A 24,372-nucleotide genomic window follows, 5' to 3' on the forward strand; every position below is an offset into this window, starting at 1 on the left:
GCAGGAAGCGTGCCAGTCGCGGTTTGATGCCCGGTTTTGCAGGGCCGCGCGCGACATCGTCGGTTTTTTGACTCGTGCAAATCAGCTGCATCTCAAATCCATATCAAATAATTGAAAATAATACATAAATTACATTTGGCACGCCCATTGCATAATGCCTTGGTGTTTTTCCGCGCGTCCGTGCCCGATCCGGCCCGGACCCCGGCGAAAGGAATTTGATGATGGCATCCGAGAAACTCTTTGGCCTGCATGCGACGGCGCTGCAGCTGCGCAGCCAGCGCATGATGATGCTCGCGTCGAACATCGCGAACTCCGCGACGCCGGGCTACAAGGCGCGCGATATCGACTTTGCCAAGGCGCTCGATCTGGCGCAGCAGGGCGGCTCGACCGCCCATGCCATGGAGGGCGCGATCAGCTATCGCGTCCCGGTGCAGGCCTCGCTCGACGGCAACACTGTCGAAATGGCGACCGAGCAGACCGCTTATGCCGAAAACGCGCTCGCCTATCGCTCGAGCCTGTCGTTCCTCAGTGGCCGCATCAATACGCTGTCGCGCGCGATCAAGGGCGAATGACGATGAACGGCAATTTCTCCGTCTTCGATATCAGCGGCCGCGCGATGTCGGCGCAGCTCGTCCGGCTGAACACCACCGCATCGAACCTCGCGAATGCGGGAACGGTCGCGGGCAGCGAAGCGGGCGCTTTCCGTTCGCTGAAGCCCGTGTTTCGTACCGTGATGGACGATCATGGCCGCGCGACGGTCCAGATCGACGAGGTCACGACCTCGAAAATGGCGCCGTCGAAACGCCACGATCCGTCGAACCCGCTCGCCGATGCGGACGGCAACGTCTGGGAAGCCGCGGTCGATAGCGCCGCCGAGCTGGTCGAGATGGTCGAGACCGCGCGCCAGTATCAAAACAATGTCCAGGTCCTCGAAACCGCGAAGGGCCTGATCAACGAAACCCTCAGGATGGGACAGTAAAATGAGCGTCTACAGCGTCACCAACAACAGCAACCCCGTATTCCAGCCCAAGGGCGGCAAGCAGATGGATCAGAGCGACTTCATGCGCCTGATGACCGCGCAGCTGTCGCATCAGGATCCGTTCAATCCGGTCGATAACCAGCAGATGGTTGCGCAGATGGCGCAATTCTCGAGCCTCGCCGGGATCAGCGATACCAACACCGCGCTCGCGAAGATTTCGGAACAGCTCACGGCGCAGACGCAGCTGCTCAAAGACATCAAGGCCGCCACGCCGGCGCCCGCGCCGACGACGCCCACAACTTAAGCCCTGTTTCTCAAGAAGGATAAGTCCATGTCATTCTATACCTCGCTTTCGGGCCTCAAGGGCGCGCAGACCGACATGTCGGTCATTTCGAACAATATCGCGAACGCCGGTTCGATCGGCTTCAAGCGCAGCAAGGCGCAGTTCGGCGATATTTTCGCGTCGTCGCCGACGCAGTCGACGAAGATGATCGCGGGTCAGGGCACCCGCCTTAACGGCATCACCCAGCAGTTCACGCAGGGGTCGTATGAATCGAGCGAAAAGACGCTTGATCTGGCGATCGTCGGCGAGGGTATGTTCATCGTGAAGGGCGATCCGCCGCGCGAGGCGATCACCTACACGCGCAACGGCTCGTTCGAACCGACCCCCGACCGCTATGTCATCGATTCGACGGGCGCGAAGCTGCAGCTGCTTCCGGTCGACGCGGACGGTAACGTCACGAACAACACGCTCGCCGGTGCATTCGACATGCGCCTGCCCGCCGGGGCGCCGAGCGACCCCGCCTCGGGCCTCGTCAACGTTTCGATCGGCCTCGACGGCCTCGTCACTGCGACCTTCGCCAATGGCGAGGACCAGGTGCTCGGCAAGGTTGCGATGGCGACGTTCCCGACCATGTCGGGCCTGCGTCCGACAGGCGACGCGCACTGGCAATCGACGGGCGAAAGCGGCCCGCCGACGATCGATGCCGCGACCAATGGCCCGATGGGCGCAATCCGCGCCGGCGCGCTCGAGCGTTCGAACGTCGATATCACCGAGGAACTGGTGATGCTGATGGCCGCGCAGCGCAATTTCCAGGCGAATGCCAAGGCGATCGAGGGCGCGTCGCAGCTGACCCAGACGATCATCGGCATGCGTTGACGCATCGCTGACCGCCGCCTGCCGGGAGTAATCAGATGGACCGCCTTATCTACACCAGCCTTGCCGCGATGCGGGGTAGCATGTCCCGGCAGACGGCGATCGCCAATAATCTGGCGAACGCCCAGACGCCGGGGTTCCGCGCCGACATGGCAAGCGCGCAGGCGCTGTGGCTGGACGGCGGCGGGCTCGATGCGCGCGCCATGTCTTCCGAGGAAGTTCTCGGCGCCGACATGAAGGCGGGCACCGTCACCCAGACGGGCCGCGACCTCGACATCGCGATGCAGGGCGACGCGCTGCTCGTAGTGCAGGCAAAGAACGGCGAAGAAGCCTATACGCGGCGCGGCGACCTGCAGGTCTCGCCGAGTGGTCTCCTTACGACCGGCGACGGCAGTCCCGTCCAGGGTACGCAGGGCCCGGTCACCATCCCGCCCGCCGACGCGATCAATATCGACCAGGAAGGCCGCGTATGGATCGTGCCGCAGGGCGGCGATCCCGAAAATCCGCAGGAGGTCGACCGGCTTCGTCTTGCGACCCCGACGGGGTCGGACATTGCGAAGGGCCTCGACGGCCTGTTCCGCGTCAAGGGCGGCGGCATATTGCCCGACGATCCCGAAGCGCGGTTGCTCACCCGCTCGATCGAAGGATCGAACGTCACCGCCACCACCGCGCTCGTCGAGATGATCGAGGCGAGCCGCAGCTGGGACACGCAATTGAAGATGATCAGCGACGCGCGCGACATGGACAGCGCGACCGCCAATCTGATGCAGCTCCCCCGTTAAGGAGAAAATGAAATGAGTATCGGTGCCTTGCACGTCGCGCGGACCGGTCTGGATGCCCAAGGCTTCCGGATGCAGGTGATCGCCAACAACCTCGCCAACGTAAACACCACGGGCTTCAAGCGCGACCGCGCGAGCTTCGAGACGCTGAGCTATCAGATGATGACCGCGCCGGGTGCGCCGTCGACGGCGGAAAACCGCTATGCGACCGGGCTCAACCTCGGTACCGGCGTCGCGCTTAACGGCACCGCGCGTATGGACACGCAGGGCACGTTCCAGACGACGGGCAACGGCCTCGATGTCGCGATCGACGGCGCCGGCTATTTCCAGGTCGAAATGCCCGACGGGCGCACCGGCTATACTCGCGCGGGCAATTTCGGCCGCGCCCCCGACGGCACGATCGTGACCTCGGACGGCAAGCCGCTGACCCCCGCGATCCAGATTCCCGAAGATGCGAGCAATGTGACGATCGGGCTCGATGGCACGGTATCGGCAACGGGTTCCGACGGCACCGCGCTCGAACTCGGCCGGATCGAGATTGCGCGCTTTGCAAACCCCGCCGGATTGCAGGCGATCGGCGGCAATATGCTCGTCGAAACGCAGGCATCGGGTGCGCCGCTGGTCGGCGGTGCGGGCGAGGAAGGTCGTGGTTCGCTGCGTGGCGGGATGCTCGAGGGATCGAACGTCAATGTCGTCGAGGAACTCGTCGACATGATCGAGACACAACGTGCCTATGAGGTCAATTCGAAGATGATCTCTGCCACCGACGAGATGATGAAAAATGCGTCGCAGACTCTCTAAACTGGCGATGCTGGTCCTCGTGCTGGCGCCTGCTTCGGCGTTCGCGAAGGACAAGCTGCCGCCCGACGCCTTTTCGGTTTCGATGCCGCCGCCGCCGCCGGCACCGCCGGCGAACGGCTCGATCTTTCAGGGCAGTTATGTGGCGCTCACCTCGGGCGGCCGTGCAGGCGCCGTTGGCGATATCGTCACGATCCAGCTCGTCGAGCGCACCGCCGCGACAAAGAGCAATGCCGCCGGCACGCAGCGCGACGGCAGCATCGGCCTCACGCCGCCCACGACCGGCCCGCTGTCGCTGTTCAGCCCCAGCGATATCGCTGCGGGTGGCGGCCAGCAGTTCAAGGGCAAGGGCGACGCGTCGCAGTCGAACGCGCTGTCGGGCGAAGTCAGCGTGACGATCGCCGCCGTCTATCCGAACGGCACGATGTTCGTACGCGGCGAAAAGCTGCTTACGCTCAACCGCGGCGACGAACGCGTCCAGATTTCGGGGATCATCCGCGCGATCGACATCAGCCCCGACAACCGCATCCTGTCGACCCGCGTCGCAGATGCCAAGATCCGTTACGTCGGCAAGGGCGAGATCGCCCGCGCGAGCCAGCAGGGCTGGCTGCAGCGCTTCTTCTCGATCATCAGCCCGTTCTAACAGAGGAATTTGAAGTGACCCAGCGTCCGACCCTGTTCACCCTTATTGCGCTTCTCCTCGCGAGCTTCGCCTTTGCGGCGCCCGCGCAGGCCGAGCGCATCAAGGACATGGGCCAGTTCCAGGGCCTGCGCGCCAACCAACTGACGGGGTACGGCATCGTTGTCGGCCTTGCGGGAACGGGCGACGACAGCCTCGACTATTCGACGCTGGGCATGAAGGGCGCGGTGTCGCGCTTCGGCCTGACGCTGCCGCCGGGGGTGAATCCGGCGCTGAAGAACGCCGCGGCCGTGATGATCACCGCCGAGCTGCCGCCGTTCGCCAAGCCCGGCCAACGCCTTGACGTCACCGTGTCGGCGATCGGCAAGTCGAAAAGCCTTCGCGGCGGCACGCTCGTACTCGCGCCGCTTTATGGTGCCGATGGTCAGATCTATGCGATGGTGCAGGGCAATCTCGTCATCGGCGGGCTTGGCGTCGATGCCGCCGACGGATCGAAACTGACGGTCAATGTGCCGTCGAGCGGACGCATCGCGGGCGGCGCGACGGTCGAGCGTGCGGTCGATACCGGCTTTGCCTCGGCGAGCCAGCTGACCTTTAACCTCCACCAGTTCGACGCGACCAATGCGAAGCGCGTGACCGATGCGATCAACGCCGCGATCCCCGGATCGGCGACGATGCTCGACGGCGCCAGCATCGCCATTCGCGCGATGGGCACCGGCGACGAGCGCATCCGGCTGATCTCGCAGATCGAGAATCTGGGCGTCCAGCGCGCCGAGCCGCCGGCCAAGGTCATCGTCAATGCCCGCACGGGCACCGTGGTGATCAATGGCGCGGTTCGCGTCGGCACCGCGGCGGTGACGCAGGGCAAGCTCACCGTCTCGATCAAGGAATCGCCGACTGTCGTGCAGCCCGCGCCGTTCAGCCGCGGGCAGACCGCGATCGAGCCGTCGAGCGATATCAGTGTCGAACAGGATTATCGTCCGGTGATGCTGGTCAAGCCGACCGCTTCGCTTTCCGAACTCGTCGATGCGATCAACCGCATGGGCGTTCCTCCCGGCGACCTCGTCGCCATCCTCGAAGCGCTGAGCCAGGCCGGCGCGCTCACTGCGGAACTGGTGATCATATGACGAGCCCCATTTCTTCGATCGGCGCGACGCCGACCCCCGCAGCCGCCGGTGGCGGCGACGGGGGGCTCCGCAAGGCAGCCGAGGCTTTCGAAGCCGTGATCCTGCGCCAGCTGATGGCGTCGATGCGGCAGGCGAAGCTCGGCGACGACATCTTCGGATCGAGCGCGACCGACAATTTCCGCGAAATGGCCGACGCGCGCACTGCCGACAGCCTCGCCGCGATGCGCCAGTTCGGGATCGCCGACATGGTCGAGCAGCAGTTTCGCGGCCAGCTTGCGGCTCACGCCAACAAATTTGGGGGAGGCGTACAATGAGCGACCTGCTCGGCATCGGCTACAGCGGGCTCAAGGCCTATTCGCGTGCGCTCTCGACGATCGGCGACAATATCGCCAACGCGCAGACGCCCGGTTATGCGCGCCGTCGGCTCGAGATGATGGAAGCCGTCGGTGGCGGCAATTCGATCTTCTATCGCGGCAATACCAATCCTGGCGGCGTCGACATCCGCGGCATCGACCGTTCGGTCGACCAGTGGCTGATCGAGGATTCGCGCATCACCTCGGGCGATGCCGAACGTTCGGCGGCGAAGCTTTCGTGGCTCGACAAGGTCGAGGGTGCGCTCAGCGACGAAACCAACGGCATCAAGACCGGGCTCACCAAGCTGTACACGACCGCCGACCAGTTGACTTCCGACCCGGCAAACCGGACGCTGCGCGCGCAGTTCCTGCAGTCGGTCGACGATGTTGCATCGGGTTTCCGTACCGCCGCGAACCAGCTCGACAAGATGGGCGAGGGGATCGAAGGGGCCGCGACGAGCGAAGTCGATCAGTTCAACGCGAACCTCAATGCGCTCGAACAGATCAACATCGGGCTGCGTAAGGCGCGGCCGGGCTCGACCAACGAGGCGAGCCTGCTCGACGAACGCGACAGGTTACTGGACAAATTGTCGGCGCAGGCGGGCGTCAGTCCGACCTTCGACAATAATGGCGCCGTGACGCTGCGTGCGGCCGGATCGGGCGACCTGCTCGTCGGCGGCGGCGTGGTGAATCCGATTTCGGTGACCGCCGCACCCGACGGCCGCCTGTCGTACAGCGTCGGCGGATCGCCGCTCGCCATCTCGACGGGCTCGCTGGCCGGCCTTGCCGAAGGCGCGAACCATGTCGCCGATCAGCGCGCTTCGCTCGATACGATGGCGACTCAGTTCGCGAGCCAGCTCAACGCGGCGCATCAGGCCGGTACCGACGCCAATGGCAATCCGGGCCAGCCATTGTTCACCGGCACCAGTGCCGCCACGCTGACCGCCGCGGCGCTGAACCCCGATCAGGTGGCGGCGGCGAACGCGTCGGGCAGCAACGGCAATATGCTTGCGCTTGGTACGATGCGCGGCGCGAACGATCCCGAGGCCCGCTGGTCGGGGCATCTTGCGACGCAGGCACAGGCGGTTTCGTCGGCCCGCGCGCAGGATGCTGCTGCGGCCACCCGCGCCGACGCTTCGGCCGCCGCGCGCGACAGCGTCAGCCAGGTCGATCTCGATACCGAAGCCGCCGAGTTGCTGCGCTTTCAGCAGGCTTATTCGGCGGCCGCCCGGACGATCCAGGTCGCGCGCGAAACGATGCAGACGCTCCTGAGCTCGCTGTAAGGAAGGCAGGACCATGATCAACGCCGTTGGCAACCGCATGACGCGCGAAATCGCGCGCCAACAGAAACTCGCCGATGCGCTCGAACGGACGCAGATCCAGATTTCGGGAGGCAAGAAGCTGCTTCGCATGTCCGACGATCCGGTCGCCGCACGGCGCATCGCGACGATCGGGACGACCCAATCGAGCATGACCGCCTGGTCGTCGAACATCAATTCGGCATCGGCGCTCGTGTCGCAGGCCGACGGCGTCATGAAGTCGGTGACCAATTTGATGACGCGCGCACGCGAACTGACGCTTGCGGCATCGAGCGATACGACGAACCCCGCTGACCGCGCCACCATCGCCGCCGAACTCGGCACGATCGCCGACGAGCTCGATGCGCTGGCCGCGACGCGCGATTCGAATGGTGAACCGGTGTTCGCGACGGGCACCGCGCGCGTGATGCGTTTCGATTCCGACGTGACCTTTGCGCCGGTTCCGTCGGCGGCCGATGTTTTCGTCGTCGGCGGAAACAGCCTTTCGACCGGTATCCGCGACGCCGCTACGGCGGTCGCTGCCGGCGACAAGGCCGGAATGAACGCTTCACTGGGCGCCCTTGCCACCTCGATCGACCATGTCGCCGACAAGCATGCCGAAATCGGGCTTGCGGGCGGGCGGCTCGACCGCATCGGCGACGGGCTCGAATTGCGCAAGATCACGCTCAAGGACGAGCGATCGGATATCGAGGACACCGACCTCGATGTCGCGATTGCCGAACTCAATGCGCAGGATCTGACGCTGCGAGCCGCGCAGGCGGCGTTCGCAAAGATCAACAGCCGGACCTTGTTCGATATTTTGAACTGAGGCCGCTCAACTTTGCGGCGCTGCTGCCGTTAATCATCAAGACGTACCTGAATTGGCGGGGGCCGGCTTCGACAGTCGGATCCCGAATGGAGTTGCTCGCACATGTTTCCCGCTGTCGGCATTGTCGTACTGATCCTGCTGGTCTTCGGGGGCTTCGCGCTGACCGGGGGCAATCTGGGTCCGGTCATGCATGCGTTGCCCCACGAAATGCTGATCATCGGTGGGGCCGCGCTCGGCTCGCTGATCATCGGCAATTCGGGCGCCGATCTGAAGGCGCTCGGCGGCGGGCTCGGCAAGGTGTTCAAAGGGCCGCAATATAAGAAGCAGGATTATCTCGACTGCATCCTGCTCGTCTCGACGCTGATGAAGATGATGCGCACCGAAGGACCGGTCGCGGTCGAGCCGCATATCGAAGATCCGAAAAATTCGACGATCTTTCAGCAATACCCCAAGCTTTTGAAGGACGACACGCTCGTCCATCTGATCTGTGATACGCTGCGCCTCGTCGTCGTGTCGTCGGGTACGCTCGATCCGCATGCGGTCGAAGAGGTGATGGACAATGCGCTGAAGAGCCACAACCATCATTCGATGAAACCCGCCGAGGGTCTGCAGAGCCTCGCCGACGCGCTTCCGGCGCTCGGCATCGTCGCCGCGGTGCTCGGCGTCGTGAAGACGATGGGTTCGATCGACAAGCCGCCGGCAATCCTTGGTGGCATGATCGGTTCGGCGCTCGTCGGTACCTTTCTCGGCGTGTTGCTCGCTTATGGTCTCGTCGGTCCGTTCGCGACGCGCGCCAAGGCGGTGATCGAGAGCGACAACGCCATCTATCATACGGTGAAGCAGCTGATCATCGCGTCGCTCCACGGCCATCCGCAGCCGCTGGTGATCGAGGCCGCGCGCTCGGGCGTCGACCATAGCAACCAGCCGAGCTTTGCCGAGGTCTTTGACGGGATGCGGGGCCGCTGATGGCCGCGCGCCCCAACATGCCGCGGCCGATCATCGTCAAAAAGGTGATCCAGGAAGCGCACGGCGGCCACCATGGCGGCGCGTGGAAGGTCGCCTATGCCGATTTCGTGACCGCGATGATGGCCTTCTTCCTGTTGATGTGGCTGCTCGGCGCGACGAACGAGAAGCAGCGCAAGGCGCTCGCCGATTATTTCGCGCCCACCATCGTCCAGAGCAAGCAGGACACGGCGGGGTCGAATGGCCTGTTCGGAGGCGACTCGCTCGTTTCGGTCGACAAATATCCCCACGGCGCGGCGCAGACGGGGACCCGTTCGATGACGATCCCGCGCGACGCCACGGGCGGACCGCGCGAAGCCTCGGGGCGCGAACGCGCAAGCGACAAGCAGCGGTTCCAGCGACTGGCGCAGACGCTGATGGAGCAATTGCAGAGCAAGGGCGATCTGAAGCGCCTCGCGCCGAACCTGCGTTTTACCGAGACGCTCGAAGGGTTGCGTATCGATGTTGTCGATGACGCCGATTTTTCGATGTTCGTGATCGGAACCAGCCAGCTGACCCCCGACGGGGCGCGGCTGTTCAGCGAAATCGCAAAGCCCGTCGCAGCGGTGACAAACCAGGTGATGATCCGCGGCCACACCGATGCCGCTCCCTGGTCGGCGAAGTCGGGCACGAACAACTGGCGCCTGTCGGTCGATCGTGCCGAGGTGACGCGCCACTATCTGGAGTTCCGCGGGATCTCTTCGGGGCGCTTCTCGCGAATCGAGGGGGTCGCCGATCGGGAGCCCTATGTCCCCTCCGACCGATTCGATCCGCGCAATCGCCGCATCTCGATCACGCTCGGCTGGCGAACCGGCGAAGACAATTAGTGCCAATTTGGCGGCATATTGGAGCCGATTGACGCAATTGCGAGCCAGATACTGCCAATATGGTAATATCTATTTGTTTTGAATGACTTAGCTAACGCTCGATAAGCTTTTGTTTACCAGTTTCGTCAATTCGTAAATCCATCGAAGGGGCACCGAGCGGGCGGTGCGGTGGAGACCAGAATGACTGTGGGGCACAACAACAATACGGCGCTGGAAGCGCTGATCATCGGCACGAGCGCGGCGGCTTGCCGGCTGCGCGAGATGATCCGGCGCGTAGCGCGCTCGAACGCATCGGTGATGCTCTGTGGCCCGTCGGGCTCGGGCAAGGAACTGGTGGCGCGTGCGATCCACGACGAGGGTGCCCGGTCGGGCAAGGCCTTCTCTGCGATAAATTGCGGCGCGATCCCCGGCGAGCTTATCGAATCCGAACTGTTCGGGCATGAGAAGGGCAGCTTCACCGGCGCCCATGCTCGCCGCATCGGCCATTTCGAAGCGAGCGAGGGCGGCACGCTCTTCCTCGACGAAATCGGCGACATGCGCTTTGACATGCAGGTCAAGCTGCTCCGCGTGCTGGAGGACCGGACGATCGTCCGCGTCGGCAGCAGCGAAGTGAAGGCCGTCGACGTTCGCGTCATCTCGGCCACTCATCAGGATCTCGGCGCCGCGATCGCCGATGGCAAGTTCCGCGAAGATCTGTTCTTCCGGCTCGGCGTGGTTGTGCTGCAGGTCCCCAGCCTTGCCAGCCGCGCCGAGGATATTCCGGCGCTCATCCGCCACTTTCAGCGCAACATGCCGGCGGAGACCAAGTGCCGCTATGACGATGCCGCGATGGCCCTGCTGATGCAGCACGCTTGGCCGGGCAATGTCCGTGAACTGCGTAACTTCGTCGAACGCGCCAGCGTTCTCCATAGCGGCGAGACGCTCGGTCTCGAAGACGTCGCCATGCTTTTGAACCCCACCGCAGCGCTTGCGCCGTGGCAGGCTGTCCCCAGCAGCCCTGCCGCGGTGCAGGCCAGCGCGGAAGACTTCGCCGCCATGCCCTTTGCTTCGGCGACGCCGCAGGCAAAGACGCCGGCGCCGGGCCGTCCGATCGACCTCAAGCGCGAGATCGAGACGATCGAACTCGAACAGATCCACGTCGCGCTCGACCTTGCCGACGGCATTATTTCGGAAGCTGCGCGCCTGCTGACGCTGAAGCGCACGACGCTGATCGAAAAGATGCGCAAATATGGCGTTCACCAGCAGGCCGCCTGACCAGCCCGCACACACGAGTTTCAGCACCCGCTGGAAAAGGGAGCTCTGGTCCGCTCCCGCACCACCCGGCCGCCCGTCCCCACCTTTGGGCGGCCGGGTAACCAGCGGGCTCTTACGAACCCGAAAACGACAACGGCCCGCTCCTTTCCTTGAAAGGGCGGGCCGTCTTGCTGTCAGGCGGGTGAGGCCGATGTCAGCGGAGCTGTCGCCAGGCGGCGCTGATCGTCAAAATTCCCTCTAGCAGTTCGGCCAGCCCTTCGCCGCTGTTTGCGGCGACGGCATCGTCAAGCTTGCGGCGCATGCTGCGATAGACGCGCGATAGTGCCGTCGCGACGTCGCCGCCCTTGTCGCGGTCGAGATTGACGTCGAGGCCGATCAGGATCGCGCGCGCGCGATGCGCGGGCTCGGTCGCCGAAATGCGTTGTCCCTGCCGAACCATGGCTCCCAGAACGCCGACAGCGGTTTCGAGCTCGTCATAGAGCATGGTAACCAGCTCGACGGGATCGGCCGCTGCGGCGCGGCTTTCATTCTGCAATCGGCGATACAGCCCGGTTGCCCGGACGGTCGAGGCGGTAGCGGTCACGGCGGTGGTCCCCAAGCTCTAGCTATTAGTCGTTACCCTGGTTCGACCAGAGCTTGATCTGTTGTTCGAGGTAGCTTTGCGTTGCCTTGAACGACGCGAGGCGAGCCTCGAGCGAGCCATATTGCTTCTCGAGCCGCTTCTTGTACGCCTCTTCGCGCTCCTCGATCTTCTCGAGCTGTTCGGCGAGATTTTCCTTCTTCTCGGTCAGCGACTTCGAAACGCGCTCGATCGCGCCGTTCACGCCAACCGCCTTGTCGCGGATCGCGTCGAGCGCAAAGGCGATGCCGGGATCGCTCTGCTCGGTATGCGTCGCGTCGCGTCGCGGATTGAAGAGCGCCTCAACCGCGCCGGCATCGGACGCGAGCACCTTGTCGAGCTTGGCGTTATCGACCGCCAGAAGGCCGTCCTTGGTCGACGTGATGCCGATATCGGATAGTTTGTTGATGCTGCCGTGGCTCGAAATGACTTTGTGCAGGAGCCCGGACAGTTCGCGCTCGAGCTCGCGAAGTGAGGTGGTCGGCCCCGACATGCTCGATGCCGCGACAAGGCTCTTCTTGAGTTGATTATACACTGCGACGAAATCGCCGACGGTTTGCTTGATCATGTCGAGCGGACGGCTCGCGCCGATATCGACGGGCTGTCCGGGGGCCGCCTTCTTGAGCGTCAGCGACATACCGGGAACGACGTCGTCGATGATGTTGGTCGCACGGCTGAATGCGACGCCATCGATCGTGAATTCGGCGTTTGCCGCACTCTGTCCGACCGTCATTCCGCTGGTGGAGAAAGATGAAAGTCCGGGATCTGCGCCCGCGTCGGCGCTGAACGTGAAAGCGCCGGCCTCGCCCGTCGGGCCTTTCAGGATCAGCCGATGGCCGCCTTCGTCGGCGATGATCGACGCGGTTACACCGGCGCCGCTGGTATTGATCGCATTCGCAAGTCCGTCGAGGCTGTTGTTCGTTGCGCCGATGGTAATCGTCTTGGCGACGCCGCCGACAGTCAGTGTCATCGTACCCGTGCCGATTGCGGCGGTGCGGTCGGCGACGACGCCCGAATAGTTGGTTTGCGCGCGCGCGAGCTGGTTCACGACGACGGTCGCGGCAAAGCTGTCGGCCGAAAGGCCGGCGCGGCTGGTCGCACCGAGCACGCTTTCGTCGGAAACCGTCGGCGTGCTGCGCAGTGTTCCGTCGCTCACCATCTGGCCGAGGGAATCGGCAAAGCCATCAAGATCGGATCGCGCCTGCGCCAGCGCACTGATCCGCGTCTGGTTCTTTTGCGTCAAATCCGCCATTTGCTTGATCTTGGGATCACGCGATGCGTTCGACAGGTCGGTGACGAGCTGTTTGATGTCGATACCCGACCCGAAGCCGAGGCTGTTTGCGATTGAGCTGACCATGGCAAATATCCTTCGAACCCCTTAACGGCGGCCCGCGGACAAGATTAAGCCTGTCGGCGACCCTCCGGATCAAAACGATGCGAGGGCGGAACGTCGACGGAAGGCTGGGCGGTCCCTTCGGCCGCCGCGCGCTCAAGCTGGAAGACGAAGGCGAGCACGGTGGCGACCGCGACGAACAATTCCTCTGGAATCGTCCGTCCCGCGCGCGCGGTGAAATAGATGGCGCGGGTGAGCTGCGGATATTCGAGCATCGGCACGCTGGCGGCGCGGGCAAGCTCGCGGATCGACATCGCGACATCGCCGCGCCCGCGCGCGACGACGACCGGCGCCGCATCGGTCCCCGGGCGATAACGCAGCGCGACCGAAAAATGGGTCGGGTTGGTCAGGACGACGGTCGCCTCCGACACCGCCTTGCGCGCTGACCCGCTCAAAATCTCATGCGCGCGCTGGCGCTGTGCCTGCTTCAGTTCGGGCGCGCCGTCCGATTGGCGCATTTCCTCCTTGATCTCCTGCTTGCTCATCATCAGCCGCTTGTTGCGCTGGAACCATTGCACCGGGACGTCGATCAGCGCGATGATCACCAGTCCGCCGGCGAGCGTCAGCATCGCATGGCCGATTTCCTTTCCGGCGAGGCCGATAGCGGCGAGCAGGTCGGTCGATGCCATCGTCATAATCGCGGGCAGGCTTTTCAGGACGAGCCAGTAACCGATCGTGCCGAGCAGCAGGACTTTCGCCAACGCCTTGCCGAGCTCTGTGACGCCCTGCATCCCGAACATGCGTTTCAGGCCGCTCATCGGGTTCATTCTGTTGCCCTTGAACTGCAACGCCTTGCCGCGCCAGCCCATCGAGCCGAGCATCGCCGGACCCGCGATTGCGGCGCCGAGCGCGAGCGCAAACAGGCTGGCAAGCGGCAGCAGAATCTCGACCCCGTTTCGCATCAGCGCCTCTCCGGGCGCGAAATCGGCGACATCGGCGGCGGTCAGGGTCAGCCCGCGGCGAACAAGATCGCTTGCCGACTGGACGAACCAGCCGCCCGCGGCGACGATCCAGCCCGCGGCAGCAAGCATCATCAGCGCCGTTGCCAGCTCGCGCGACATGAGGACATCGCCTTCGCGCGCCGAATCGGCGAGTTTCTTCGCCGTCGGCTGTTCGGTCTTCTGGTCCTTGTCGCTGCCTTCGGCCATCGGTCAGATCCCTGCGACCATGCGTGCCGCGTCGAGCGCGTCGGACAGGATATGCGCGATCGCTTCCGCCATCGCCGGCGTCGCGACGCCGAGAAGGACGATCCCGGCAAGCAACGTCGCGGGAATGCCGACCGCGAACAGGTTGAGTGCGGGCGCCGAACGACCGATCACGCCCATGATGATCTGGACGAGGATAAGGACGAAGCCGACGGGCATCGCGATCGTCAGCCCCGCGGCGAACATCAGGCTACCGAAACGGATCGCCCCGCCGAGCGCATCCCAGGACGGGAAGGCATTGCCGGGCGGCAGCGCGGTGTAGCTGCTCACGACGATGTCGATCAGCACGAGATGGCCGTCGGCGGCGAGGAACAGCGCGGTGGCCATCATCGACAGGAACTGGCCGATCGCCGAGCTCGAGGCGCCGCTCAGCGGATCGACCATCGACGCGAAGCCGAGCCCCATCGCGTTGCTGATCACCTCGCCGGCGAGAAGCGCGGCGGCGAGCCCCATCTGGAGCACGAAGCCGATCGCGAGGCCGATCACGACCTCGCCGATGATGAAGAAAAAGCCCGGAACCGATACGATACCCTCGGGCGGCAGCGCCATGCCCGATGCCGCGACAGCGGGTACTCCGACGGCAAGCGCGATGACGAGCCGGAGCTGTATCGGGACGCTGGATGCGCCGAATACCGGTGCGGCGATGAAGGCGGCGCCGGGGCGGATCATGCCCAGCATCCAAAGCTGGAGCATCGCCTCGATATTCGGGATGTCGGCGGGATTCATCGACCTAGCGGACGAGCGCCGGAATTTGCGCGAACAACTCGCGCGTGAAATCGGTGAGCAGGACGAGGATGCTGCCGCCGAAAATCGCGAGGCAGATCGCGGCAACGATCAGCTTGGGCACGAAAGTCAGCGTCTGCTCGTTGATCGACGTCGCGGCCTGGACCATGCCGAGCAGCACGCCGATGACGAGCACCGGCAGCAGCAGCGGGGCCGAGGCGAGGGCAAGTATCCACAGCGATTGCTGCGCGACCCCGATGAAATAGTCGGCCTCCATCCCGCTAACTTACAAAGGAGGAGGCGAGTGATCCCATCGTCAGCGCCCAGCCATCGACGAGGACGAAGAGCAGGAGCTTGAACGGCATCGATATGATCGTCGGCGACAGCATCATCATACCGAGAGACATCAGCGCGGATGCGACGATCAGGTCGATGACGAGGAAGGGCAGGAAGATCAGAAAGCCGATCTGGAACGCCGTCTTGAGTTCGCTGGTGACGAAGGCGGGAAGCAGGATCGAAAAGGGCACGTCCTTCGGGCTCGCATAGTTCGGCGCCTTGGCAATCTTGGCGAACATCATCAGATCGGTCTTGCGCGTCTGTTTCATCATAAAGCCATGCAGCGCGGTGCCTGAACGCGAGACCGCTTCACCGATATCGATCTGTTCCTGGCCATAAGGCTCGATCGCGACACGGTTCACTTCGCTGATCACGGGCTGCATCACAAACAATGAGAGGAAGAGGCTGAGCCCGACCAGCACCTGGTTAGGCGGCGTCTGTTGCAGTCCCAGCGCGTGGCGCAGGATCGACAGTACGATGATGATGCGCGTGAAGCTCGTCATCATCAGCAGCAGCGACGGCAGCACCGTCAGCAGGCTCATCAGGACGAGGATCTGGAGCGACAGGCTCAGGGGGCGGCCATCGCCGCCGATTTCGCTGACCGCGCGATTGAGGCCATCGGTGGCCTGCGCCCAGGCCGCGGGTGCGGCGCAGAGCAGCGCAGCGCCGCCGGCGAGCGCCGCGGCGCGCAACCAGAAGCGGCGATCAGTCCGCATGGAAATCGCCCTGGCTGTCATCGGCGATCCGCGTGATGCCATTGCGCGACACCGCGACGAGAATGCGCTGACCCGCGAACTCGACGACCGCGAGTTTCGACCCGGGGCCGAGCGGCAGCACGTCGACCATCTCGACCGCGCGCGACTTGGTTGCACCGCCAACGAGCGGCACGCCCATCTGGACGCGCTTCCACAGCCACAGGCTGCCCCATGCCATGCCGCCGACCAGCGGCAGCAGGATGAGCAGGCGGAGGATATATTCGAACATCAGCCTCTCCGTTCGAAGCCTTCGAGCCCGCGCGCCGGGGCGACGACTTCGGCGACCTGGATGCCATAGCGGCCGTCGACGCTGACGATCTCGCCCTTCGCGATGAGCGTTCCGTTCGCATAGATGTCGAGCAGGTCGGTCGCGGCGCGGTCAAGTTCGATCACGCTGCCCTCGTCGATCGCGAGCAGTTCGGAAAGCGTCATCGAGGTCGATCCGACTTCGACCGATACGCGCAGCGAGACGCCAGCGAGCAGGTCGAAATTGGGCGCGGCGGCGATGCTCTTGTCGCGCCGGTCGCTGCGCGCCTTCGGGGCGTCGCTGATGTCAGTCATGGTCGGGTCCTTTTTCGATATGGTCTATCATGATCGCGGCGTTGCCATTGGCTTCGCCGATGCTGCCGAGTGCGAAGCTGCGACCGGCGACGGTCACCGGCACATGGCGCGGCATGGTGAGCGGGATGATGTCGCCGACTTCGAGCGCGAGCAATTTGACGAGGCTGATCTCGGGCCGTGCGAGCACCGAGCGTACGGGCATGCGCACATCGCGCAGCGCCTTGTCGAGCGCGCCGGCCCACGCCGGGTCGGCGCCGTTCGGCTGCATGTCGGGCAGCAGTTCGTCGCCGGCGATCCCGCGCAGTGCGGCGACCGGATAAGCGCACATGATCGTGCGCCCCTCGAACGGTGCGCCGCGCAGCGTGAAGCGCTGAACGAACAGTTCGTCATCGGCGCGCACGGCGGCGAGCTTTGCGGGGTCGCCGGTTACGCAGTCGAGTTCGGGTTCGATCGCCAGCTTGCCGCGCCAAGCGGCGGCGAGCTGCAGTCCGATGTCGCGGCCGAGGCGCGCCGCGAACCGTTCTTCGGCGTCGGTCAGCTCTTCGCGTTCGGCGGCAAGCTGGCCGCGGCCGCCATAGAAGATGTCGACGAGCTGGAGGAGTAGCGAGCGCGGGCCTGCGAGCAGCACCGGCCCCTTGAGCGGCGGCGCGTGATAGCGCCAGAAGATCGCGGGGGCGGCCGATGCGCTCCATTCGGCGAAGCTCATCTGCTGCGCGCCGGAGCGTTCGATCTGGAGCGTCGGCGCGCCGAGTGCGCGGATCAGATCGCGCAAGCTGCGCGCAAACTGGTTTGCCACGCCCTCGAGCGCGGGGAAGGCATAGCCGTCCGCAGCCCTGCGCAGCAGCAAGGATTCTTTCGTATCCGCGGACGCGGCCGCAACTGCAGGCGCAGGTGCGGCCGGTGCCTTCACGGCTTTGACGGTTTTGGTGCTGGCGGTCACTGAATCACCAGGCTTGTGAAATAGACATTGTCGATACCCCCGAAACCTTCCTTTTCGCGCAGCACATCGTTGATTGCGGCGGTCAACTGGCGTTGAAGCCGCTGTTTCCCCTGCGATGTGGAGAGCAGAGCCGGATCCTGTTCGGCGAGCACCATTAGCACGACCGAGCGAATTGGCACGGCCTGCCGTTTGATATTATTGATAACCTTGCCGTCGTAGAAGGTCGAAAGGCTGATACCGATCTGCAGGAAGCCCGATCCGTCGGCGAGGTTCGTCGTGAAGGCGTCGGTGATCGGGTAATAGGTGATCTCATATTTCTTGGGATCCACCTTATATTTGTCGTTGGGAACCGATACCGTGCCGACCTTCGGTGCCGCTTCCTTGCCTTCGCCTTCGGCGGCGGCTTCGGGCTCGCCTTCGCCGCGCACGACAAGCTTGGGATAATTATCCTCGGGCTTTGCTTCATGCGCCTGCAGAGCGCCGAAATAAATGCCCGCGCCGGCGCCCGCGCCGATCAGCGCGATCGCGCCGACGCCGATGAACAGCAGTTTCTTGAACTTGCCCTTTTTCTTGGGGGCGCCTTCGACATTATCCTTGGCCATGATAAGACCCTTTCTGATCAGGCGAAGCGCCCGCGGCGATCCGCGGCGCGCTCTTCGTCGCGCGGTTCGGCGCGTTCGGTTGCGGTTTCGATGAGATGTGCGGTATCGGGCGCGCCTGCGCGGGCCTGACCTTGGCTTTGCGACTGGCGTCCGGTCTCGCCCGGGGTGCAGGTCACTTCGGCGCCGGTGACGCGCACGCCCTGCTGGCGCAGTTCGTCGACGAGCCGGCCCTGCGCGGCGGTGACGATCGTCGCGGTCGCTTCATGGTGGGTGTCCATCTTCAGCGATACGCCTTCGTCGCCCATTTGCATCGCGACGTCGAGGCGGCCGAGATGCTTCGGCATCAGGCGAAAGCTGATATCGCCGCTGTCCGATTTCGTCGCGGCGATATCGCGCGCGAGCTGGTCGATCCACGCGCCGTCGCTGTCCAGGTCGAGCACGCGTTCGGCGATCTGTACCGGCGCGCTCACGCCGGCGAGCGTGGCGGTGCCCTGCGCGGCGGGCTGGGTGAAGAGGATCGTCATCGACGGCGCTGCGTCGATCGGCTTGGCAGCCGGCGCCTCGGCACCGGCGATGATCGGTGCGGCGGCGTCGCGCGGACGCGCGGCAACAGGAAGTGCGGGCGGGCTCGTGTCGGCCGAAGCCGGCGCAGCATCCACCGGCTTCGCGGGTTTCGCAGCGGCAGGGATTGCTGCCGCGACGATCGCGGCCCAATTGGTCGTGGATGCCGTTGCCGCGGACTCGCCGGTCTCCGCCGTGTCCGGCGATGCGGCATCCGCTTCGGCATTGGCCGGACTCGTCTTGCCCGATGCGGGCGTCGCTCCGGAAATGCTGCCGTTCAGCGCGATAAGAAGGTTCGTGGCCAGTGCCGCCGGATCGGTGTTCGTGGGTTCGGTCTTCACGACGGGAGTCTCGACCGCGACGTCGGTTTGCGCGGGGGTTTCGATCTGCGAAGCCATGGCATCGAGAGCCAGCGCGGGATCGATCTTGATCGTCGTGGCGGCGTTCGCAACCGGAGCAGCGGCGAGAAGCTGGTCGAAACCGCCTTCGCCGCCACCGTCGGGAAGCTGGCCGATATTAGCGAGGAAGGTTGCAAAGCCCGCGGGCATCGCACCCTGTTGCGCCGGGAGAGAGGGGGCGCTCATCATGCCGCGCCGCCTTCGATCAGGCGCAGGCGCATGCCCGTGCGGGGGCGGTGTGGGCGGTTGGCGTCGTCGCGGCGTTCCTGTTCGACCTGCGCCGCCTTGCGGCTGCGTTCGTAGAGGCGGACTGCCGATTCTTCCTTGACCATCGCGCTCTGCGCCAGCGCGCCGGCCTGATCTCGGCGCTCGCTGGCATTGCTCAGCGGTGCGGTCAGGCTTTCCTGCGCGATGTCGAGGCGCATCGCGAGTTCGCCGATCGTATTGAGCGCGCGGCCGGCGACTGCACCCTTGGCCATCGCGAGGTCGACGCGCAGCGTTTCGAGCCGCTTCGCCAACTCGACGAGGTTCGCGAGTTCGCCATTGGCGCGCGCCAGATTGGCCTCCGCCATCTGATGTTCGACGGAGCGCACGCGGATGATACGTTTGCGGCGTGCGGTACGGGCGTTCATGCGGAATATCCTTCAATCAGGGCTTGGCGGGAAATGTCGAAATCGACCTGCGCCTTGGCAGGCTGCGAAACATAGGCGAGCTGGTCGGCGTGACGCGCGATGGCGGTGTCGAGCACGGGATCGGCGCCGGCGACGTAAGCGCCCATCAGCATCAGGTCGCGATTCTCTTCATAGGCGGACCAGAGCTGGCGGAAGCGGGCTGCGGCGGCGGCATGTTCGGGATCGACCGAATCGACCATCGTGCGCGACAGCGAGCGGGCGACGTCGATCGCCGGATAGACGCCCTGTTCGGCGAGCTGGCGCGACAGGATGATATGACCGTCGACGATCGCGCGCGCCGAATCGACGACCGGATCGTCGATGTCGCCGCCATCGGCGAGCACGGTATAGAGCGCGGTGACCGAACCGCCGGTTTCACGATCGATACCGGCGCGTTCGCACAGCGAGGGGATCAGCGCGAAGACCGACGGCGGATAACCCTTCATTGTCGGGGGCTCGCCGAGCGTCAGTCCGATCTCGCGCTGCGCGTGCGCGACGCGGGTCAAGCTGTCGATCAGCAGCAGTACCTTCTTGCCCTCGGCGCGGAAAGCTTCGGCGATCGCGGTTGCGCGCATCGCGGCGCGCAGGCGAAGCAAGGGCGGATGATCAGCGGGAACCGCGACGACGACCGACTTCTTGCGGACCTCCGGGGGCAGTTTGGTTTCGACGAAGTCGCTGACTTCGCGGCTGCGCTCGCCGATCAGCCCGACGACGATGACGTCGCATTCGGTACCGGCGATCATCTGGCCCATCAGGACCGACTTGCCGACCCCCGAGCCCGCGATGATTGCGACGCGCTGGCCTTCACCGACGGTGAGCAGGCCGTTGATGGCGCGCACGCCCATGTTGAGCGGTTTGGTTACGCGGCCGCGGCGCAGCGGATTGACCTTGCGACCGGCGAGCGGCCACTGGAATTGCGACTTGATCGCGGGGCGGCCGTCGAGGGGGTTGCCCTGCGCATCCATGATGCGGCCGAGCAGTGTCTTGCCAACGGGGACCATCGAGCTGGCACCGTGCGGCTCGACCGGCGCGCCGGTGACCAGCGGCTTGTTCATGTCGAACGGCAGGACGAGGCTGCGGTGACCGCGGAAACCGACGACTTCGCCATAGACATAATCATTGTCGGCCGACTTAATGCGGACGTTGCTGCCGAGCGGCTGCGGGAAACCCGACACTTCGAGCATGATTCCCTCGTGCGCGACGAGCGTGCCGATGCGGCGCGGGCTGGCGCCAGCCAGGTCGACGGGGTCGAGCAGTTGCTGCGCGCTCATGGCAAGGCGGCGCGTCATGCGGCGTGTCCCGTGCCGAGCGCGGTGCGAAGTTCGTCGATATAGACGGCGCGGCCGTGCTCGATCCAACCAGTGGAGGTTTCGATGCGCACCGTACCGCGCATCATCGCGGCGTCGCTTTCGATCGCCATTGCGAGCGGCGCGTCGGCGAGCAGCGCGGCATCGTCGGGATGGACCCGGAGCGTGCGCGCCTTGTCGGCGTCGGCGATCATCGCGGTGGCGGTGTCGACCTGCGCTTGCAACCATTCGGTATCGATCGGTGCGGTCGCGACGATCTGGCGGACCAGCCGCTCGACCGTCGTCGCGATCAGCTGTGCCAGCTCTTCGCTCGGTTCGTCCTGCAGCGCTTCGGCACCGGCGAGCAATGCGAGCAGTTGGTGGCGTTCGGCGACAAAGGCGGCTTCGGCGAGGCGCTGGCCTTCGGCCAGGCCAAGCGCGAAAGGATCGTCGAGCGCGGGCTCGTCGATGCTTTCTTCGACGGGCTGCGGAGCATAGGCCGAAGGCGCGAAGGAGATCGGGCGAAAGCCGGTGCCGCGCGCCATGGCGTCGGCCAGGCTGACGGGCGCAAAGCCGGTTTCGGCGGAGTGATCAGACATAGTCGTCGCCTCCGCCAGCGATCATGATTTCGCCTGCCGCGGCCATCTGGCGCACGATCTGCATCACGCTCTTCTGCGCGTCGTCGACATCGGCGCGCTTGACCATCGTCATTTCGGTCATTTCGTCGCGGATCGTTTCGGCAGCGCGCTGCGACATGGTGGCGAGGCACATGTCGACCATATCCTCGTCGGCGCCCTTGAGCGCGATCGCAAGCTGGGCGGCATCGACCGAGCGCAGAACGCTGCTGAGGCTCTTCTTGTCGAGGTCGCGCAGATTTTCGAAGATGAACATCTCTTCTTCGATCGTCTGCGCAAGGATGCGGTCGTGCTTCTTCAGCGAGCGGAGCGTGCGCTCCGACAGCTGCTTCGGCATCTTCTTCATGATTTTTGCGACGTCGCTCGGGCCGCCGATCGCCTGCTTGGCGACGCGCTGGCCGTCGACATTGGCGCTGGCGAGCACCGATTCGAGATCTTCGATCGCGGCGGCGGGAACCGAGGTGAGCATGGCGGCGCGGAGCACGAGATCGGCCTGCAGCACTTCGTCGAGCGTTTCGATCGCGCGGGCGGCGACATCGGGGACGAGCACCGAGAGGATCAGGGCGCCGACCTGCGGATGCTCGCTGGCGAGCAGCCCGCTGATCGCGTCGACATCCATCCAGCGCAACATTTCGAGCGACGCGGCGCTCCGCTGCGGCGCGACGGCGGCGAGGATATTGTCGGCGCGGACGTTGCCCACGGCTTCGTTGATCACGGTGCGAATGCGCATGTCGGCGCCGATCGCCAACGCGCTGACGTCGCGGCTGCGCGTCACGAAACGGTCGAGCGCCAGCCCGATCTGCTGTTCGCTGGCGTTGGCGGTGTCGAACATCGCCTTGGCAAGCTGGCGCACCTCGTCGGGATCGAGCTGCTTCATGATCGTCGCAGCCTCGCTTTCGTCGAGCAGCATCAACAGGATCGCGGCGGCGGCCGACCCTTCGATCGCGGCCGGTGCGGGGGCGTTATCCAATTCGGCGACTTCAGGCACGGGCGCCCTCCTGCATCAGGTGACGGACGACCAGCGCGGCGCGCGCCGAATCCTGACGGACAAAGGCGCGGACGAGATTGGCGCGCGCTTCATAGCTCGGCGCCTGCTCGATCATCTCGAGGGTGATTTCGCGGCCGCCCTGACCGCTGGCAAGGGCCGGGCGGTCGGTCGCGGCGAGGAGCGAGGCTTCGAGTTCCTGATTCTGCGCGATGCGTTTCGCGGCGCGCTCCTTGGCGGCGCGGATCATCGGGCGACCGATGAACAGGAAGGCGAGCAGCGCGGCGAGGATCGCGCCGACCTGTTTGATCAGCGGCAGGAACCAGCCTTGATCGTAAAAGGCAGGCGACGTGTCTTCGACCGCGACGAACGGACGCTGGTTGATCGCGACCAGGTCGCCGCGCGTCGCGTCATAACCGATCGCGCCCTTCACCAGATTGTCGATCTTGGTGAGATCGGCCTGCGTCAGCGCCTTCTTCCCCTGATTGAGCGCGACGGCGACCGAGACGCGGCGCAGTTTGCCCTGCGGCGAGTGGGTGACCGAAATCTCGCGGCCGACTTCATAGGCGCGCGCGGCATTTTCGTTGCTCTCGGTTCCGGGCGCGGGGGGGGCGCCGGGCGGAACCGTCTGCGGGCCGGTCGCGGTGATTGTCGTCGCCTGCGGCGGCTGGTTCGACAGCGCGCCGGGGATGCCGACTGCGGGGGCGCTTGAGCCGCTGGTCGAGCGCGTGATCTGTTCGCTAGTCAGCGCACGATCATTCTCGGGAAAGCTTTCGCGCGTCGCCTGGCTTTCGGACATGTCGACGTCGGCGTGGACTTCGACGGTATAATTGCCGGCACCGAGCATCGGGCCGAGCAGGGTGTCGAGCGCGCGGCGGAAGCGGTCCTCGACCTGCAGCTGGAGCTGAAAGGCTTTCATATCGCTGCCGGTCGCGGTTTCCGACAGCAGCGCGCCGCGCTGATCGATCACCGACACCTGATCGGCGTTCATGCCGGGCACCGACGAAGCGACGAGGAAGCGGATCGCCTGCACCTGACCGTCGGACAGCGAGCGGCCGTTCTGAAGCGTCAGCATTACCGAAGCGGTGGCGGGCTTGTCTTCGCGAACAAACAGGCTGGGTTCGGCAGCGGCGACATGGACGCGCGCACTCTTGACCGCATCGATCGTCTCGATCGTGCGCGACAGGTCGGCTTCGCGCGCCGAGCGCAGCGCTTCGCCTTCGATCGCGCGGCTCGATCCCATGGGCAGAGCGGCGATCAGGCTGTCGCCGCTCGGCGCCGCTTTGGGCAGGCCCTGTCCGGCGAGCGCGATACGCGCCTGATGCAATTTGTCGGCATCGACTGTCAGCGCGCCGGTGGTCGGGTCGATACTGTGCGCGATGCCCTGCGTCTGCAGCGCGTCGGCGACGGCCGCCTTGTCGGTGTCGTCGAGCCCGGCGAAGAGCTGCGCCTGCGGTGCGGCCTGCATCGTGAAATAGGCGAGCGCGGCAATGCCGATCGCCGAGGTCATCGCGATAGCGGGCAGTGCGCGCTGGACGGCGGGCTGGCGCATGAACTGCGTCAACGGTGCGAAGCGACCGCCCAGGACGGGGGCGGGGAGGCGGTTCGCGTTGCCGTCGTCCATATTGGGGACGGGGGTAAGGATCTGGGTCTCGGCCAT

At 65.0% G+C, this 24,372-nt stretch carries 30 protein-coding genes; 14 read left to right on the forward strand and 16 right to left on the reverse strand.

Features of this window, described 5'->3' with window-relative positions; all coding sequences use genetic code 11:
- Window positions 1–218: 218 nt before the first annotated feature.
- The 14 genes from flgB to BLW56_RS08345 all read left to right on the forward strand — a co-directional run bounded on the left by flgB (window position 219) and on the right by BLW56_RS08345 (window position 11,042).
- Window positions 219–572, forward strand: coding sequence for a flagellar basal body rod protein FlgB (flgB, locus tag BLW56_RS08280; protein WP_093510064.1), 354 nt, complete (start codon window positions 219–221; stop codon window positions 570–572).
- Window positions 569–979 (forward strand): flagellar basal body rod protein FlgC, encoded by a 411-nt coding sequence (gene flgC / locus BLW56_RS08285; protein ID WP_093510065.1) that lies wholly within the window; start codon window positions 569–571, stop codon window positions 977–979. Before flgB ends, flgC begins: the two co-directional genes overlap by 4 nt.
- A gap of 1 nt (window position 980) precedes the next feature.
- A complete protein-coding gene (locus BLW56_RS08290) occupies window positions 981–1,283 on the forward strand; it encodes a flagellar hook assembly protein FlgD (RefSeq protein WP_093510066.1) in 303 nt (100 codons plus the stop codon).
- Window positions 1,284–1,310: 27 nt separating this feature from the next.
- On the forward strand, window positions 1,311–2,138 hold the full coding sequence (locus BLW56_RS08295; RefSeq protein ID WP_093510067.1) for a flagellar hook-basal body complex protein: 828 nt from the start codon (window positions 1,311–1,313) through the stop codon (window positions 2,136–2,138).
- 35 nt (window positions 2,139–2,173) lie between these two features.
- On the forward strand, window positions 2,174–2,917 hold the full coding sequence (flgF, locus tag BLW56_RS08300) for a flagellar basal-body rod protein FlgF (protein WP_093510068.1): 744 nt from the start codon (window positions 2,174–2,176) through the stop codon (window positions 2,915–2,917).
- 12 nt (window positions 2,918–2,929) lie between these two features.
- A complete protein-coding gene (gene flgG / locus BLW56_RS08305; RefSeq protein ID WP_093510069.1) occupies window positions 2,930–3,715 on the forward strand; it encodes a flagellar basal-body rod protein FlgG in 786 nt (261 codons plus the stop codon).
- Complete coding sequence (locus BLW56_RS08310; protein ID WP_093510070.1) at window positions 3,696–4,355, forward strand: flagellar basal body L-ring protein FlgH; 660 nt, start codon at window positions 3,696–3,698, stop codon at window positions 4,353–4,355. The genes flgG and BLW56_RS08310 overlap by 20 nt, the downstream gene beginning before the upstream one ends.
- Before the next feature lie 14 nt (window positions 4,356–4,369).
- Window positions 4,370–5,479, forward strand: coding sequence for a flagellar basal body P-ring protein FlgI (locus BLW56_RS08315; protein ID WP_093510071.1), 1,110 nt, complete (start codon window positions 4,370–4,372; stop codon window positions 5,477–5,479).
- Entirely contained in the window at window positions 5,476–5,793 is a 318-nt protein-coding gene (locus BLW56_RS08320; RefSeq protein WP_093510072.1) for a rod-binding protein, read from the forward strand. Before BLW56_RS08315 ends, BLW56_RS08320 begins: the two co-directional genes overlap by 4 nt.
- Window positions 5,790–7,115 carry a flagellar hook-associated protein FlgK gene (gene flgK / locus BLW56_RS08325; protein WP_093510073.1) on the forward strand — a complete coding sequence of 442 codons (1,326 nt, stop codon included), beginning with the start codon at window positions 5,790–5,792 and terminating at the stop codon, window positions 7,113–7,115. The genes BLW56_RS08320 and flgK overlap by 4 nt, the downstream gene beginning before the upstream one ends.
- A gap of 13 nt (window positions 7,116–7,128) precedes the next feature.
- Window positions 7,129–7,959, forward strand: coding sequence for a flagellin N-terminal helical domain-containing protein (locus tag BLW56_RS08330; protein WP_093510074.1), 831 nt, complete (start codon window positions 7,129–7,131; stop codon window positions 7,957–7,959).
- A 102-nt stretch (window positions 7,960–8,061) separates the two neighbouring features.
- Window positions 8,062–8,925 carry a flagellar motor stator protein MotA gene (gene motA, locus BLW56_RS08335; RefSeq protein WP_093510075.1) on the forward strand — a complete coding sequence of 288 codons (864 nt, stop codon included), beginning with the start codon at window positions 8,062–8,064 and terminating at the stop codon, window positions 8,923–8,925.
- A complete protein-coding gene (locus BLW56_RS08340) occupies window positions 8,925–9,788 on the forward strand; it encodes a flagellar motor protein MotB (protein ID WP_093510076.1) in 864 nt (287 codons plus the stop codon). The genes motA and BLW56_RS08340 overlap by 1 nt, the downstream gene beginning before the upstream one ends.
- Before the next feature lie 180 nt (window positions 9,789–9,968).
- Window positions 9,969–11,042, forward strand: coding sequence for a sigma-54 interaction domain-containing protein (locus BLW56_RS08345; RefSeq protein WP_093510864.1), 1,074 nt, complete (start codon window positions 9,969–9,971; stop codon window positions 11,040–11,042).
- 193 nt (window positions 11,043–11,235) lie between these two features.
- Here BLW56_RS08345 and BLW56_RS08350 read toward each other — a convergent pair whose 3' ends face one another.
- The 16 genes from BLW56_RS08350 to fliF form a co-directional block, all read right to left on the reverse strand.
- Complete coding sequence (locus tag BLW56_RS08350) at window positions 11,236–11,625, reverse strand: flagellar export chaperone FliS (RefSeq protein ID WP_093510077.1); 390 nt, start codon at window positions 11,623–11,625, stop codon at window positions 11,236–11,238.
- 25 nt (window positions 11,626–11,650) lie between these two features.
- Entirely contained in the window at window positions 11,651–13,018 is a 1,368-nt protein-coding gene (gene fliD / locus BLW56_RS08355) for a flagellar filament capping protein FliD (protein WP_093510078.1), read from the reverse strand.
- A gap of 44 nt (window positions 13,019–13,062) precedes the next feature.
- Window positions 13,063–14,202 carry a flagellar type III secretion system protein FlhB gene (gene flhB / locus BLW56_RS08360; protein WP_093510079.1) on the reverse strand — a complete coding sequence of 380 codons (1,140 nt, stop codon included), beginning with the start codon at window positions 14,200–14,202 and terminating at the stop codon, window positions 13,063–13,065.
- Between the two features lie 3 nt (window positions 14,203–14,205).
- Complete coding sequence (gene fliR, locus BLW56_RS08365; protein ID WP_093510080.1) at window positions 14,206–14,985, reverse strand: flagellar biosynthetic protein FliR; 780 nt, start codon at window positions 14,983–14,985, stop codon at window positions 14,206–14,208.
- 4 nt (window positions 14,986–14,989) lie between these two features.
- Window positions 14,990–15,259, reverse strand: coding sequence for a flagellar biosynthetic protein FliQ (locus BLW56_RS08370; RefSeq protein WP_037557392.1), 270 nt, complete (start codon window positions 15,257–15,259; stop codon window positions 14,990–14,992).
- 4 nt (window positions 15,260–15,263) lie between these two features.
- On the reverse strand, window positions 15,264–16,034 hold the full coding sequence (fliP, locus tag BLW56_RS08375) for a flagellar type III secretion system pore protein FliP (protein ID WP_093510081.1): 771 nt from the start codon (window positions 16,032–16,034) through the stop codon (window positions 15,264–15,266).
- Entirely contained in the window at window positions 16,024–16,302 is a 279-nt protein-coding gene (locus tag BLW56_RS08380) for a flagellar biosynthetic protein FliO (protein ID WP_093510082.1), read from the reverse strand. Before BLW56_RS08380 ends, fliP begins: the two co-directional genes overlap by 11 nt.
- Window positions 16,302–16,634: a flagellar motor switch protein FliN gene (gene fliN, locus BLW56_RS08385; RefSeq protein ID WP_093510083.1), complete on the reverse strand. Its 333-nt coding sequence runs from the start codon at window positions 16,632–16,634 to the stop codon at window positions 16,302–16,304. Before fliN ends, BLW56_RS08380 begins: the two co-directional genes overlap by 1 nt.
- Window positions 16,627–17,481, reverse strand: a complete 855-nt coding sequence (locus tag BLW56_RS08390; RefSeq protein WP_256203352.1) for a flagellar motor switch protein FliM — start codon at window positions 17,479–17,481, stop codon at window positions 16,627–16,629. Before BLW56_RS08390 ends, fliN begins: the two co-directional genes overlap by 8 nt.
- Window positions 17,482–17,570: 89 nt before the next feature.
- Window positions 17,571–18,176, reverse strand: coding sequence for a flagellar basal body-associated FliL family protein (fliL, locus tag BLW56_RS08395; RefSeq protein WP_093510085.1), 606 nt, complete (start codon window positions 18,174–18,176; stop codon window positions 17,571–17,573).
- A gap of 17 nt (window positions 18,177–18,193) precedes the next feature.
- Window positions 18,194–19,324: a flagellar hook-length control protein FliK gene (locus tag BLW56_RS08400; RefSeq protein WP_093510086.1), complete on the reverse strand. Its 1,131-nt coding sequence runs from the start codon at window positions 19,322–19,324 to the stop codon at window positions 18,194–18,196.
- A complete protein-coding gene (locus tag BLW56_RS08405) occupies window positions 19,321–19,767 on the reverse strand; it encodes a hypothetical protein (protein ID WP_093510087.1) in 447 nt (148 codons plus the stop codon). Before BLW56_RS08405 ends, BLW56_RS08400 begins: the two co-directional genes overlap by 4 nt.
- Window positions 19,764–21,095 carry a FliI/YscN family ATPase gene (locus tag BLW56_RS08410; RefSeq protein ID WP_093510088.1) on the reverse strand — a complete coding sequence of 444 codons (1,332 nt, stop codon included), beginning with the start codon at window positions 21,093–21,095 and terminating at the stop codon, window positions 19,764–19,766. Before BLW56_RS08410 ends, BLW56_RS08405 begins: the two co-directional genes overlap by 4 nt.
- Complete coding sequence (locus BLW56_RS08415) at window positions 21,092–21,691, reverse strand: FliH/SctL family protein (protein ID WP_093510089.1); 600 nt, start codon at window positions 21,689–21,691, stop codon at window positions 21,092–21,094. The genes BLW56_RS08410 and BLW56_RS08415 overlap by 4 nt, the downstream gene beginning before the upstream one ends.
- The gene (gene fliG / locus BLW56_RS08420; RefSeq protein ID WP_093510090.1) at window positions 21,684–22,715 is read right to left on the reverse strand and encodes a flagellar motor switch protein FliG; all 1,032 of its coding nucleotides are present in this window, start codon (window positions 22,713–22,715) and stop codon (window positions 21,684–21,686) included. The genes BLW56_RS08415 and fliG overlap by 8 nt, the downstream gene beginning before the upstream one ends.
- A complete protein-coding gene (gene fliF, locus BLW56_RS08425) occupies window positions 22,708–24,372 on the reverse strand; it encodes a flagellar basal-body MS-ring/collar protein FliF (RefSeq protein ID WP_093510091.1) in 1,665 nt (554 codons plus the stop codon). The genes fliG and fliF overlap by 8 nt, the downstream gene beginning before the upstream one ends.

The sequence above is a fragment of the Sphingopyxis sp. YR583 genome (assembly GCF_900108295.1).
Taxonomy (GTDB): domain Bacteria; phylum Pseudomonadota; class Alphaproteobacteria; order Sphingomonadales; family Sphingomonadaceae; genus Sphingopyxis.

Excerpts from the sequence above, each read along its gene's own strand:
- flgB (WP_093510064.1), top strand. The coding sequence starts at position 219 with ATGATGGCATCCGAGAAACTCTTTGGCCTGCATGCGACGGCGCTGCAG.
- flgC (WP_093510065.1), top strand. The coding sequence starts at position 569 with ATGACGATGAACGGCAATTTCTCCGTCTTCGATATCAGCGGCCGCGCG.
- BLW56_RS08290 (WP_093510066.1), top strand. The coding sequence starts at position 981 with ATGAGCGTCTACAGCGTCACCAACAACAGCAACCCCGTATTCCAGCCC.
- BLW56_RS08295 (WP_093510067.1), top strand. The coding sequence starts at position 1,311 with ATGTCATTCTATACCTCGCTTTCGGGCCTCAAGGGCGCGCAGACCGAC.
- flgF (WP_093510068.1), top strand. The coding sequence starts at position 2,174 with ATGGACCGCCTTATCTACACCAGCCTTGCCGCGATGCGGGGTAGCATG.
- flgG (WP_093510069.1), top strand. The coding sequence starts at position 2,930 with ATGAGTATCGGTGCCTTGCACGTCGCGCGGACCGGTCTGGATGCCCAA.
- BLW56_RS08310 (WP_093510070.1), top strand. The coding sequence starts at position 3,696 with ATGCGTCGCAGACTCTCTAAACTGGCGATGCTGGTCCTCGTGCTGGCG.
- BLW56_RS08320 (WP_093510072.1), top strand. The coding sequence starts at position 5,476 with ATGACGAGCCCCATTTCTTCGATCGGCGCGACGCCGACCCCCGCAGCC.
- flgK (WP_093510073.1), top strand. The coding sequence starts at position 5,790 with ATGAGCGACCTGCTCGGCATCGGCTACAGCGGGCTCAAGGCCTATTCG.
- BLW56_RS08330 (WP_093510074.1), top strand. The coding sequence starts at position 7,129 with ATGATCAACGCCGTTGGCAACCGCATGACGCGCGAAATCGCGCGCCAA.
- motA (WP_093510075.1), top strand. The coding sequence starts at position 8,062 with ATGTTTCCCGCTGTCGGCATTGTCGTACTGATCCTGCTGGTCTTCGGG.
- BLW56_RS08340 (WP_093510076.1), top strand. The coding sequence starts at position 8,925 with ATGGCCGCGCGCCCCAACATGCCGCGGCCGATCATCGTCAAAAAGGTG.
- BLW56_RS08345 (WP_093510864.1), top strand. The coding sequence starts at position 9,969 with ATGACTGTGGGGCACAACAACAATACGGCGCTGGAAGCGCTGATCATC.
- fliD (WP_093510078.1), bottom strand. The coding sequence starts at position 13,018 with ATGGTCAGCTCAATCGCAAACAGCCTCGGCTTCGGGTCGGGTATCGAC.
- flhB (WP_093510079.1), bottom strand. The coding sequence starts at position 14,202 with ATGGCCGAAGGCAGCGACAAGGACCAGAAGACCGAACAGCCGACGGCG.
- fliR (WP_093510080.1), bottom strand. The coding sequence starts at position 14,985 with ATGAATCCCGCCGACATCCCGAATATCGAGGCGATGCTCCAGCTTTGG.
- BLW56_RS08370 (WP_037557392.1), bottom strand. The coding sequence starts at position 15,259 with ATGGAGGCCGACTATTTCATCGGGGTCGCGCAGCAATCGCTGTGGATA.
- fliP (WP_093510081.1), bottom strand. The coding sequence starts at position 16,034 with ATGCGGACTGATCGCCGCTTCTGGTTGCGCGCCGCGGCGCTCGCCGGC.
- BLW56_RS08380 (WP_093510082.1), bottom strand. The coding sequence starts at position 16,302 with ATGTTCGAATATATCCTCCGCCTGCTCATCCTGCTGCCGCTGGTCGGC.
- fliN (WP_093510083.1), bottom strand. The coding sequence starts at position 16,634 with ATGACTGACATCAGCGACGCCCCGAAGGCGCGCAGCGACCGGCGCGAC.
- fliL (WP_093510085.1), bottom strand. The coding sequence starts at position 18,176 with ATGGCCAAGGATAATGTCGAAGGCGCCCCCAAGAAAAAGGGCAAGTTC.
- BLW56_RS08400 (WP_093510086.1), bottom strand. The coding sequence starts at position 19,324 with ATGATGAGCGCCCCCTCTCTCCCGGCGCAACAGGGTGCGATGCCCGCG.
- BLW56_RS08405 (WP_093510087.1), bottom strand. The coding sequence starts at position 19,767 with ATGAACGCCCGTACCGCACGCCGCAAACGTATCATCCGCGTGCGCTCC.
- BLW56_RS08410 (WP_093510088.1), bottom strand. The coding sequence starts at position 21,095 with ATGACGCGCCGCCTTGCCATGAGCGCGCAGCAACTGCTCGACCCCGTC.
- BLW56_RS08415 (WP_093510089.1), bottom strand. The coding sequence starts at position 21,691 with ATGTCTGATCACTCCGCCGAAACCGGCTTTGCGCCCGTCAGCCTGGCC.
- fliF (WP_093510091.1), bottom strand. The coding sequence starts at position 24,372 with ATGGCCGAGACCCAGATCCTTACCCCCGTCCCCAATATGGACGACGGC.